The organism is Chryseolinea sp. T2 (assembly GCF_037203685.1).
Lineage (GTDB): Bacteria > Bacteroidota > Bacteroidia > Cytophagales > Cyclobacteriaceae > Chryseolinea.
On record NZ_JBBCAU010000005.1, the window covers coordinates 436294 to 448508 of the forward strand.

The window sequence follows — 12215 nt, forward strand, 5'->3', positions numbered from 1 at the left end:
TTAACCTTTAGATATGAGCGGGGCAAATATTGAACGCAGGGAGATATTCCGGGCAATTGGAGAGCTGGCGTATGTGGTCGCAAAGTCTGACCGCGGCCTCACCCCTGCTGAACGGCAGGTATTCTTTCAAATCGCCCAGGAAGAGTTGGACTATGATTCATGGGCAGCTCAAAGCCGGTTTGAACTTCTTGATGAGGTAATTCAGCCTTCTATTGATCGTGCTTACAACGACGCGCTTCACGAATTAAGGAAATACAGTGCGTATCTGACAGAGGACATTAAGGAAAAGGTAATGACAGTGCTCCAGCGTGTCGCAGTTTGCTGCGAAGGTCTAAGCGCTAATGAAACTTTTGTTCTTGATAGGGTTAGAAAGGATCTTCAGTCACTGGGCTGATGTGATGCAAGAATATCCTTACAAAACCATTTCATGCAATGGTCGGATCGTACTGATCGACGACATCGTCCAGGCTAAAGTTCGAGGAGAAAGCAATTTTGAGAATTCACTGTTCACATTCATGCATCAGTGGATAAACAACAAGCAGCAATTTATTTTGAGTACCAGCGGGTCGACAGGCCCGCCAAAAAGCATCACAGTCACACGTGAGCAGATGCTCACCAGCGCTGATCTCACGGCGCAGGCGCTGAACCTTAGCAACGGTCAGACAGCATTGATATGTCTCAATGCGGAATACATTGCCGGGAAAATGATGATCGTGAGAAGTCTCAGATCGGGACTCAAAATAATTGCCGTCGACCCATCTTCAAATCCATTGGAACATGTTCATGAGCAAATCGACTTCACAGCGATGGTTCCACTGCAGGTTCATGAACTGATACGGACTCATCATCATACATTTCATAATATCAGGACTGTAATCGTGGGTGGCGGAAATATGGCAACTGAGGATATTGCCCATATCTCTGCTTTGCCGTGTAGGTTTTACGCAACCTATGGAATGACCGAAACAGTCTCCCACGTTGCGCTTCGCAGACTGAATGGTCCAGACGCTCCGGGTTACTACACAGCGCTGCCAGGAATTTCGTTTACATCAGATGGCCGCGGCTGCCTGGTGATTAATTGGCCTGCGTTCGAAAAGCCTGTCATAACAAACGATCTTGTAGAATTGTTGGACCGGCAGCGCTTCATTTGGATGGGTCGATGGGATAACATAATTAATTCGGGTGGCCACAAGATTATCCCTGAAAGGGTGGAGAACACAATTGCTGAATTGTTGGAAAGAAGGCACCTCAACATGCGGTTCTTCATTACAAGCATACCTGATCCAAGATTGGGAAATAAGGTTGTGCTCATCATGGAATGTGAACGTATTGATCAGATTAACAACGACCTGATTATTGCACTTAAATCATCGCTTCAAGCATTTGAGGTTCCTAAGGCAATACTGTCCTGCGCATGCTTTGTTGAGACCCAAACTGGGAAGATAAATAGAAACGCTACACTTGAGTTAGCAATTTCGAACAACCGCTCACCGGAATGAATCGACACTTTGTCGACTGTGCCATAAAATGCAAATCGCTTAATTCAGGTTCAAAATTGCAGTTTATGTCCCGATTCGAGCTTTACGAATATTTTTTTTCAAAAAGCACGGTTACATCACTCGCGATATTTTAATTAAATTTGGCTGTCTATTTGATTGTTGGCTTTAAAGATCCCATCCTAAGTTCACTGCAGATCTTTCTAGCTCATTTTGGGAGTTCATTAAACTAGGTAAATGAGGAAAGTATTACTCATAGAAGACGACACCTTACTGTCATGGCTCTTAGAAAAAATTCTTAAGAACACCTACGACGTAACAGTGATGACAGACGGACTGGAAGCATGGTCCTGGTTGACTTCGGCAAATCAACCGCCTGATCTTATTGTGTCTGATCTGAAGATGCCTTCACTTGGAGGCATTGAATTACTTCAATACATCAGTGAGCACGAAACGCTTCGAACAGTACCGGTGATCATTCACTCTGGTTATGAAGATACAGGCCGAAAGAAGCAATGCATGGATCTCGGTGCGTGGGCTTATCTTGTAAAACCTTTTGAGCCGGAGTATCTCGTCACTGAAGTAGGTCGCGCTATTGAAGCCCGTCATGTTGCACTGGCTAACAGACTGGGTTAAGTCTAAAGCTCCCTTATCAAATTTTTGTAACAACATAGCTGGGCTGGTTCAAAAAAAATGAACGCAACGCTCAGGTTATGCGCATTGCGTTCACTTTCGATCCTCGTCTCTGCTCCTTTATCTCTGCTGAGTTTCCGTTGTTAGCCTGTCGATGAACTGCACATAGCCTTCGACGTCTTTTAGCTCCACTCCAATCATGGCCTCAAGCTCGATACGTTGCTGATTGAACGCGGACCTGGCCTGAATGATTTCTTCTTCTTTCAGATAGTAAGCCTGTGATGTCGCGCGATAAGCTTCAAGCGTTACCTCACCAGCCTTGAACTTCTTTTCTGTGCTTTGAAACATCAGAAAATAATCCTCCTGAATGCGCTCGCGCAGCTTGACAATCTTGAATCGTTCCTTCAAACGCTCAACAGAAAGCATTACGTCCTGACGAACCTGCAGCTTCGTGGCATTCACATTATATTCGCTCATCAATACTTCATCATTGGCTGCACGCGCACTAAGAGGCGTTTGTACAAACGTGCCCAGAGGTAAGCGAATACCAACGTTATATTGCGGATAGATCGCACGAGCAACGGCGTCAACCTCTTCCTTGCCGGTGAACTCGTTGTAGTTGCCCTGAATGAAGATATCGTTTAACCACGACCATCGCGCTTTGGAGCGAAGTGTCTGGGCCTGTTCCACCTTCTGGGTCACAACCTTGTTGCTGGGATGATTACGCCAGGCCAGCTGCACCAGTTTCTCCTCAAAGGAAATCGCGGTAACCTGCTCCGTCACAATTATCTTGTTATAGTCGATACTTTGCGCGACAACACAAGCCGGTGCCAGAGCGGCGAAAAGTAAAAGTGTCTTTCTCATAAGTTGGGATTTATTTGCTCAGAATCATTCAGATAAAGTTATCGAATCAAAGAATGGCGGCAATGCCGGATCACACTCCAATTCAATCATGTTGAAAAAATAACAATTTCCGGATAAACAATGAACTCGGTTAGACTTGTATGCAGGTCGGGTTATACGATGTTCTCCCGATGCTTCGTCAACAGGCAGTTGTTTCTTTTTGACGTAATTTGTCCAAAAGTCAACTAATGAAGAGTGTAGAAATTCAGGACGCGATTGTGGGCGAAGAGGCAATAATCAAAGATCTCGCGTGGGGTACCTGGTGGACCGCGTACCGAAACATTGTAAGCGATGAACAAATTCGCTACATGCTTGACACTTTATACAGGGAGGAAATCCTACGACAGCAAATAACGAATAGCGAACAGCAGTTTATCATATTGAGGGAAGATGGGATTCCGCGCGGTTTCGCAGCCTACTCGGCCCGTGCTGACGATCCTTCCATTTTTAAGCTTCACAAATTGTACGTACTCCCTGATTGTCAGGGCAAAGGATTCGGGCGGCGTCTGCTGGAGGAAATAACTTCCAGGCTTAGGGCAAAGGCCATTCAAAAACTGGATCTGAATGTGAACCGCCAGAACCCGGCCTTTAACTTCTACCGGGGACTCGGGTTCGAAGTTCTTCGGCAGGAGGACGTCCCCATTGGTCCATACTGGATGAACGACTATGTAATGCGCCTTGACATACCGTCACATCCTGTTGCATAAGATCCCGCTGGATTGCAAATTGCCAGTTGATAAGGAAATAAACAGCTCGTATCGTGCTTTGGTATAGAGGAATCGGATTAACAGAGATTATTTTCATTGCTGGCTTCATCGCGCTGTACGCCTTTTACCTCGTGCGCGTAATCCGCATTGCTAAGACATTGCGGACACCCTACAGCAATGTGTTTGCAAAACTGCTATTCCGGACTTTGTACTTCGCGCTTTTCATTGTTGCTGTTCTCGGTCCCTCGTTTGGGGGATCCAAAAAAGAGGTCAAGTCGATGGGCAAGGACATTGTTATTTGTGTCGACCTGAGCAAATCGATGGATGCATTCGACATTCAGCCTTCGCGATTGGAAAAGGTGAAATTTGAACTAAAGAAGGTCGTTGCAGCGTTTAACTCTGACCGCATTGGTATTGTCATCTTTTCGTCGGAGGCTTTCATGCAATGCCCGCTGACTTATGATCAGAATGCGCTTAACCTTTTTATTGAAACCATGAATACAGGCCTGGTGCCAGCTTCTGGTACGGATTTTGGCCCACCTCTTAAGCTCGCACTGCAAAAGCTTGAGGACGGAAGTAAAGAGAACAGCACCGAACGTTCAAAGTCAAAAGTTATTATACTGATAAGCGACGGTGAAGACTTCGGAGAAGCTACCAAAGATGTGGCCCAGGAAATTGAAAAACAGGATATTAAACTTTTCACTCTTGGCGTTGGAACAGAAAAAGGCGGCAACATCTACAATGGCAATACACTGAAGACTAACCGGCAGGGGCTGATCGTTCTTACTAAACTTAACCCAGACGGCCTGATCTCCCTTGCAAACAATACAGGTGGCCAATATTTTGAAATCAATGAAAGCAAAAACGATATTTCACGCTTGATTAACACAATCGATAAGATCGAAGGAGAAATGCGCGATGCGCGTTTCGTGGATGTTACTGCCAACAAGTACTTCTATTTTTTGATGGCGGCCGCCTTCCTGTTTTTGCTGGATATCTTGATCAATATACCAACCGTTAGGATATGAAACTTGCCGCTATAGTCATTTTAACTGTTGCTGCGATTGTTGATCCGGTGACCATTGGAAAGATCAATTCACTGAAACGTGAAGCACGCGAGGCATATGTGGCCGGTGATTATAAAACAGCGATTTCCAAGTACCGTATCCTGATCGATTCACTTCATGCAAATGAGGATGAAATCAGGCTCAACCTGGCCAATGCCTATTTCAATGCCAGCGACACCACACAGGCTCTTTCAAGCTATCAGTCTGTTATGGGCAGCCCTAAAGCTGACATAAGGTCTAAGGCACAGCAGCAGTTGGGAGTAATGAATCATCGTGCCGGCAAATTGGAAGAGGCATTGGACAATTTTAAACAAGCGATAAAGGCCGACCCCAACAACCGCGACGCCAGGTACAACTACGAAATGCTGAAGAAGAAACTCGAAGAGGAGAAGAAGAAGCAAGAGCAGCAGCAAAACCGAGATAAGCAGAATAAGGAGAACCAGAAAGACGATCAGCAGAAAGATCAGAAGCAGGAAGACCAGAAAAAGAACGAGGAGCAAAAGAAGAAAGAGCAGGAACAAAAAGACCAGCAGCAGAAGGACCAGCAGAAAAAGGAGCAGGAGGAAAAAGAGAAGGAGAAAAAAGAGCAGGAACAAAAGGAGGATGCCGAGAAGAAGGATCAGAAGGATTCCGAAGAAAAGCAGGAGAAAAACGACAAGCAGCCTCCTCCAGATTGGTCTAAGAAATTGCAGGACATGAAAATGACAGAGGAAAAAGCTCGTATGATCCTGGAGGCAATGAAGAATCAGGAGAAACAGTATTTGCAACAAAACCAGCGCAAGGCGACCAAACCACGAGACAAGGGCAAGCCTGACTGGTAATAGCAGGTAATGTTAATAACGTATGGTATTGCCGAGGCCATCCTGGGGAATAGAGCTACTTCCATTTGCATTCAGCATAAATAAGACTACACATGAAAGACGTTGTCATCGTTTCAGTAGCGCGCACGCCTATTGGCAGTTTTGGAGGTTCTCTCGCCTCGTTGTCTGCGACGGAGCTGGCGGGAGTCGCATTTAAGGCCGCGGTATCACGGGCAGGCATAGATGCCAGTCAGATAGATGAACTGTTTGTGGGTAACGTAATCTCTTCGGGGCTTGGACAGGCCCCGGCAACACAGGTGGCTGCTGCGGCAGGGTTGGGTTTCCAGATTCCCAGTACATTGATCAACAAAGTCTGCGCGTCGGGGATGAAGGCGATGATGCATGGTGCTCAATCAATCATGTTAGGAACGCAGGAAGTTGTTTTGGCAGGCGGCATGGAGAGTATGAGTAACATCCCGTACTACCTCATGAAGGCACGTACGGGCTACCGGTATGGTCACGGTGAACTGACAGACGGCCTTCAGCACGATGGACTGACGGATGTATACAACCACTGCGCTATGGGCGTTTGTGCGGACAATACTGCGAAAGAGATGAACATCAGCCGCGCTGATCAGGATGCTTATGCTATAGCTTCATACGAACGCGCAGCAGGTGCCTGGGCTTCCGGAAAGTTCACCGATGAAGTTGTTCCCGTTGAGGTGAAGGACCGAAAGGGTAAGGTCACAACAGTAAGCGAAGATGAAGAGTACAGGAATGTCGCCTTTGAAAAGATCGCAGGGTTAAAGCCGGCTTTTACAAAAGACGGTACTGTTACAGCCGCAAACGCCTCGACGCTAAACGATGGTGCTGCTGCAACGGTATTGATGAGCGCAGAGCGTGCAAAGTCACTAGGCGTAAAACCTCTCGCGCGGATTCGCGGGTTCGCCGACGCCGCGCAAGATCCAATGTGGTTCACCACTACTCCGTCTTTGGCCATACCCAAAGCCATGAAGCTGGCTGGCATATCGCCGAAGAATGTAGGTCTATATGAAATCAATGAAGCTTTTTCAGCCGTAGCGCTGGCCAATAATCAAAAGCTGGGCCTTGACGGCAATAAAGTAAACGTAAATGGCGGAGCTGTTGCTCTCGGTCATCCACTGGGTGCATCTGGATGCCGCATTGTTATTACGTTGCTGAGTGCGATGCGACAAAACAATCAGGCTATCGGTGTGGCCGGTATATGCAATGGTGGCGGTGGCGCATCTGCGATGGTTATCGAACTTCTGTAATGCCGATGGCATACATTAAAGAAATCTTAACAGCTTCAATTCCGGGAATCTATTCCGACAGTCGGTTTGAAACCCTGTCATCCCGAATCGTTATTCAAATTTGTCTGTTGTTTGTCATGCTTTTTGCCCCTGTTGCTGTTCTTGCGCAACGGGAGACCCGCACCTACTACGACAAGGAGAAGCACCATGTTCAGGAGGTTTACTTTACTTCGCCTGCGGATGCAGAAACTTATGTAGGTGCGTACAAGCGCTACTATGAAAACGGGAACCTCATGGTAGAGGGAAACTTTGACGAAGGAAAGAAATCCGGCCTGTTCAAAGAGTACCACGAGAACGGCAAGCTGGCACGCACCCTCACGTTTGTTAACGGAATGCGGCATGGCGTCGTCCAGGTGTTCAATGAAGATGGCGTGCCCTACGAAAAGGCGTACTTTCAAAACGACATACTTACCGACAGCATCCAGATCTATTTCGATAATGGTACCATTAAGCGCGAAAGCTATTTCGTAAAGGGGAAGCCTGACGGTCTCGTAAAAGAGTACTATCCTAATGGCATGCTCAGGAAGGAGATCACATATGCCAACGGTAAGCCTAATGGTATTACAAGAAGTTACTACAGCAACGGCAAAGTAGAAACAGAGGCAAACAGTAAGGATGGAATACTAACCGGTTTCTATAAGACCTATTACGACAATGGGCAACTTGAAACTGCCTCGACAATGGACGAGGGTACGAAGAACGGACAGTTCAAATCCTATGACCGCGAAGGGCACATTATCACGGAAGGAGGCTTCCTTAAGGGCAAACTGCATGGTCCGAATACCGGTTATTATCCAACTGGCGCAATAAGCCACAAGTATCAATATGCCGAAGGCAAAAAAGTAGGCACCAACACGGACTATTATGTCTCCGGACAGACTAAAGCAAAGGAGGTGGTTGCCGGAAATGGAATCGATGCCTCTGTCACTGAATATTCCGAGCAGGGCATTGTGAAGTCTGAGAAAAAGCTCAGAAACGGACTGCCCAACGGAGCCTCAATACTCTACGACGACAGCGGCAAGATTGTACTTGAAAGGCACAACTATGTAAACGGAAAGCTGGAGGGAGTGCAATACACCTATGGCAGCACGGGAAAGGTTGCTCGCGAAGAGACCTACCAGGCAAATCTGCTCACTGGTGTCACCAAAATCTACAACAGCAACGGTACGCTGCAATCGGTCACGACCTTTAAAACCGGCCGACGGAACGGCCCCTTCACTGCCTACTACGAGAATGGCAAGATAAGCGAACAGGGCACTTACGCGGGCGACAAAAAGCACGGGGTATGGAAGACCTTTGATCAAAATGGCGCTGTCAGTCAGACAATTCAGTATAAAGCGGGCACTCCCGTGCCCATCGAAACTCCAAAACAATAGTCAATAGGGAGAAAAAGGTTTTGCGTTCCCTCCTTTCGCTTTATCTTACGACCTGATTTTGGACACATGGAAGCCATCAAGGAAACGCACTTCAAGTTCCCCGGTCAGACGGGATTTTATAGTGGAAAAGTGCGCGATGTATACTATTTCGGTGACCTCATGGCTATGGTGGCCACCGATCGCATTTCGGCATTTGATGTCATTCTGCCAAGAGCAATTCCTGACAAGGGAAGGGTACTTAATCAGATTGCGGCTTTCAACTTGCAGGCGACCAAAGACCTTGTTCCGAATTGGGTTGTATCGACACCTGATCAAAATGTAACTATTGGATTCCGGTGCGAGCCGTTCAAGGTTGAAATGGTTATCCGGGGATACCTGGCCGGGCATGCAGCGCGCGAATACAAAGCCGGGAAGCGATTGCTTTGTGGTGTCCCATTGCCCGAAGGATTGAAAGAGAATGACAAACTCCCCCAGCCTATCATCACTCCAACAACCAAGGCGTCAGTTGGCCATGATGAGGATATCTCCAGGGATGAAATATTGCGACGTGGAATAGTGTCACGCGAGGACTATGCCGTGCTGGAAGATTACACCCGAAAGCTTTTTCAGCGTGGTACCGAACTGGCCGCCGCCAGAGGGCTTATCCTTGTTGATACGAAATACGAGTTCGGGAAACACAATGGCCAGATCTACCTGATCGACGAGGTGCACACGCCTGATTCGTCGAGATATTTCTACGCCGACGGCTATGCCCAAAGACAGCAGGCCGGCGAAGCACAGAAGCAGCTAAGCAAGGAGTTTGTGCGGCAGTGGCTGATCGAAAACGGTTTTCAGGGGAAGGATGGACAGACGGTTCCTCAAATGACTGATGAAGTGGTGGCCAACATTTCGGGGCGATATAAAGAGCTCTATGAAAAGGTCAGAGGCGAAGGTTTGCCCCCTGTTGACTATCAACACATCAGCCAAAGAATCGAGCAAAAAATCATAGATTCCATAAATTCCGCTAACTTAGAAACCAAGAAAAACTGAGGATATGAAGTATACGATTGACAAGCAGGAGAAATACAGCTTATTGCGCTTGCACGAGGAGAAGCTGGATTCCAGTGTTGCTCCTGGACTTAAGTCAGAGCTGATCACATTGCATGCGGAAGGGGTTAAGAATATCGTTCTCGACCTTGCTGAAGTGAAGTATACCGATTCATCAGGACTCAGCGCGTTGCTAGTTGGCAATAGAATTGTTCAGGAGGAAGGAGGAATTTTCATTCTGACCACCCTCTCCGATCATACCATGAAACTGATTAAGATCTCTCAACTCGACAGCGTACTGAATATTTTGCCTAAAGTTGAAGAAGCCATCGACGCCGTATTCATGCACGAGATCGAGAAGGATTTGAAGAATTCTGATCGGAACTAGCATTCGATTGATGCTGGGCGTTAGTCATCGCACAAACAATTACCTCGGTTGAGTTTCAAAATCACCATCCTGGGTTCCAGCGGTGCGCTACCGGCATATGGTCGCCATCCTTCTGCTCAGCTTGTAGAAATTCAAAGCCGGCATTTTCTTGTCGACTGCGGAGAGGCAACTCAGATGCAGTTGATGAAAGTGCAGGCAAATTTCCATCGCATCAATCATATCTTCATCAGCCATCTTCATGGTGATCATTATCTCGGATTGATGGGATTGATCTTTACCATGCATCTGCAGAAACGAACAAATGATCTGCACGTGTATGGGCACCGTGGCCTCGATGAAATCATTACGACTCAGCTTCGCTACTCCCGATCCGCCCCTTCTTTTCGGATTCATTTTCATCGTCTCACGAAAGGCTTGCGCGAAACGCTCTATGAAGATGATGCGCTTTCTATAGAGACGATTCCGTTATCACATAAGATTCGTTGCTCCGGGTTCTACTTCAGGGAAAAATTGAAGCCCCGTCGCATTGACAAGACGCGCCTTCCTGAAGGACTTCAGTTACAGCAGATTGCCGGACTAAAGAATGGCCACGACATTATAGATGAGTCTGGCAATGTGATGTTTAAGAACTCGGAACTTACTTTTGATCCCCGTCGGTCACGTACTTATGCCTACTGTTCTGACACGGCATTTGACCGCCAGATCGCACAGCAGATTGCCCAGGTTGATCTGTTGTATCACGAGGCTACGTTTGTAAATGCGGACGAAAACAAGGCTCTTGAAACTCTGCATAGCACAGCGCGGCAGGCGGCCGAAATTGCACAGCTTTCAAAGGCCGGCGCGCTGCTGATTGGCCACTTCAGCGCCCGTTATAAAGACCTGAACATGCTGCTTGATGAGGCGCGCGCAGTGTTTCCCAATACGAAGCTTGCGCTGGAAGCTGAGGAACATACGATTGAGGAATAGACGGCTATGGATAAAACTTTTGAACAAAAGCGTAACCAGCTCTTCGTCATACTGGCTGGCATATTTATAACGAACGCCCTACTTGCCGAACTGATCGGCGTCAAGATCTTTTCAATCGAATCAACCCTCGGGCTAAGCCCAGCCAATCTTAACATCCTTGGCTTCGAGATGGATTTCAATCTTACAGCCGGAGCCGTGATATGGCCTATGGTTTTTATTACGACAGACCTTGTCAACGAATATTTTGGCAAGCCCGGAGTAAAACAGCTGAGCTACTTTACCGCGGCATTGATAGCTTACGCTTTCCTGGTGATCTTTCTCACAATGCAGCTTGCACCTGCCGGGTTTTGGATGGAGACCAACTCCCACGATGCCGCAGGAAATGTTTTCGATATGGACTTTGCCTACAACAAAATATTCGGGCAAGGGCAGCGCATCATCGTTGCTTCACTTATTGCATTTCTTATCGGGCAGCTCGTCGATGTCTTCGTATTTCAACAACTTAGAAAGGCCACAGGCTCCAAATATCTGTGGTTGAGGGCAACAGGCTCAACGCTTATTTCTCAATTCGTTGACAGCTTTGTTGTTTTGTACATAGCGTTTTCCGGAATATTTACCAATCGCCAGATCCTGGCAATCGGCATCACCAACTACATCTATAAGTTTCTGGTAGCGCTACTGTTGACGCCGCTGATTTATCTGGGGCACGCAATGATCGACCGCTATCTTGGGAAGGAAAATGCGGAAAGGATTTCCGACAACGCCGCCACTCAGAGCAAAGGTTTCTTTTGATAGTGCCGGCGGGCATTGTCGCATATCACTGCCGTGGCAATGGCAGCATTAAGAGATTCAGCTTGTCCATAGCGCGGAATAGTAACTCTGTTCGTTATCAGGGCAGACACTTCTGATGATATTCCCCGGGCTTCATTACCTATTACTATTACGCCACCACCGCCAAAGTCCGTTTGGTGAACATCAGTCCCTTCCAGATAGGCACCGAACAGTTTTACTGATATTGTTGACAAATAGCTGGTTAGGTCCGTATAGAAGATCCTGACACGAGTAAAAGACCCCATCGTTGAGGTGATCACTTTTGAGTTGTAAAGATCGGCCGTCTCATTCGACGCCACTATCCGGTTTATTCCATACCAATCGGCCGTTCGAATAATTGTTCCAAGGTTGCCCGGATCGCGAAGGTCATCCAGTGCCAGCAACAGTTCTCCGGTTGTCGGCTTAAAAGCCTCATTCGGCTTCATGCGAGCCACCGCCAGGGCCGACTCATTCGATTGAAAAAGTCCCATTGACTCCAGGTCTTCTTTTTTGACCTCTGACAACAAGCTGGATGGTGCCTCGATCGTTGACAGGTACTCACCTGTTCCCGCAATCAGTTCAATATGGAAGTCAGATTTCAACAGCTCAGCCACACTCTTCGCACCCTCCACGACAAACAATTGTTCCTGTTGGCGGTATTTCTTTATTTGCAACGAGCGGATTAACTTGATCTTTGCTTTTGATAGCATTT

At 47.2% G+C, this 12215-nt stretch carries 14 protein-coding genes; 12 read left to right on the plus strand and 2 right to left on the minus strand.

Annotation, left to right across the window (positions count from 1 at the left end):
* The first annotated feature begins 13 nt into the window (after positions 1-13).
* The 3 genes from WBG78_RS18550 (at position 14) to WBG78_RS18560 (ending at position 2132) form a co-directional block, all read left to right on the plus strand.
* The gene (locus WBG78_RS18550) at positions 14-394 is read left to right on the plus strand and encodes a hypothetical protein (protein ID WP_337327961.1); all 381 of its coding nucleotides are present in this window, start codon (positions 14-16) and stop codon (positions 392-394) included.
* A gap of 4 nt (positions 395-398) precedes the next feature.
* Positions 399-1499, plus strand: coding sequence for an AMP-binding protein (locus WBG78_RS18555; protein ID WP_337327962.1), 1101 nt, complete (start codon positions 399-401; stop codon positions 1497-1499).
* A 234-nt stretch (positions 1500-1733) separates the two neighbouring features.
* Positions 1734-2132 carry a response regulator gene (locus tag WBG78_RS18560; protein WP_337327963.1) on the plus strand — a complete coding sequence of 133 codons (399 nt, stop codon included), beginning with the start codon at positions 1734-1736 and terminating at the stop codon, positions 2130-2132.
* A 117-nt stretch (positions 2133-2249) separates the two neighbouring features.
* On the opposite strand, the gene WBG78_RS18565 is transcribed toward WBG78_RS18560, so the two are convergent.
* The gene (locus WBG78_RS18565) at positions 2250-2993 is read right to left on the minus strand and encodes a TolC family protein (protein ID WP_337327964.1); all 744 of its coding nucleotides are present in this window, start codon (positions 2991-2993) and stop codon (positions 2250-2252) included.
* A gap of 227 nt (positions 2994-3220) precedes the next feature.
* Between WBG78_RS18565 and WBG78_RS18570 the strand changes: the two genes are divergently transcribed.
* From WBG78_RS18570 to WBG78_RS18610, 9 genes are all read left to right on the plus strand, one after another.
* On the plus strand, positions 3221-3739 hold the full coding sequence (locus WBG78_RS18570) for a GNAT family N-acetyltransferase (protein WP_337327965.1): 519 nt from the start codon (positions 3221-3223) through the stop codon (positions 3737-3739).
* Between the two features lie 53 nt (positions 3740-3792).
* A complete protein-coding gene (locus WBG78_RS18575; protein WP_337327966.1) occupies positions 3793-4767 on the plus strand; it encodes a vWA domain-containing protein in 975 nt (324 codons plus the stop codon).
* Positions 4764-5627, plus strand: coding sequence for a tetratricopeptide repeat protein (locus WBG78_RS18580; RefSeq protein WP_337327967.1), 864 nt, complete (start codon positions 4764-4766; stop codon positions 5625-5627). The genes WBG78_RS18575 and WBG78_RS18580 overlap by 4 nt, the downstream gene beginning before the upstream one ends.
* 92 nt (positions 5628-5719) lie before the next feature.
* On the plus strand, positions 5720-6898 hold the full coding sequence (locus tag WBG78_RS18585) for an acetyl-CoA C-acyltransferase (protein WP_337327968.1): 1179 nt from the start codon (positions 5720-5722) through the stop codon (positions 6896-6898).
* Positions 6899-6903: 5 nt separating this feature from the next.
* Positions 6904-8313 (plus strand): toxin-antitoxin system YwqK family antitoxin, encoded by a 1410-nt coding sequence (locus WBG78_RS18590; RefSeq protein ID WP_337327969.1) that lies wholly within the window; start codon positions 6904-6906, stop codon positions 8311-8313.
* Between the two features lie 66 nt (positions 8314-8379).
* Entirely contained in the window at positions 8380-9342 is a 963-nt protein-coding gene (locus tag WBG78_RS18595) for a phosphoribosylaminoimidazolesuccinocarboxamide synthase (protein ID WP_337327970.1), read from the plus strand.
* 4 nt (positions 9343-9346) lie between these two features.
* Complete coding sequence (locus WBG78_RS18600; protein ID WP_337327971.1) at positions 9347-9727, plus strand: STAS domain-containing protein; 381 nt, start codon at positions 9347-9349, stop codon at positions 9725-9727.
* Between the two features lie 48 nt (positions 9728-9775).
* On the plus strand, positions 9776-10693 hold the full coding sequence (locus tag WBG78_RS18605; protein ID WP_337327972.1) for a ribonuclease Z: 918 nt from the start codon (positions 9776-9778) through the stop codon (positions 10691-10693).
* A gap of 6 nt (positions 10694-10699) precedes the next feature.
* Entirely contained in the window at positions 10700-11485 is a 786-nt protein-coding gene (locus WBG78_RS18610) for a queuosine precursor transporter (RefSeq protein ID WP_337327973.1), read from the plus strand.
* Here the strand turns inward: WBG78_RS18610 and WBG78_RS18615 are convergent.
* Entirely contained in the window at positions 11464-12213 is a 750-nt protein-coding gene (locus WBG78_RS18615; protein ID WP_337327974.1) for an RNA methyltransferase, read from the minus strand. The two genes, WBG78_RS18610 and WBG78_RS18615, sit on opposite strands and share 22 nt — an antisense overlap.
* Positions 12214-12215 lie beyond the last annotated feature (2 nt).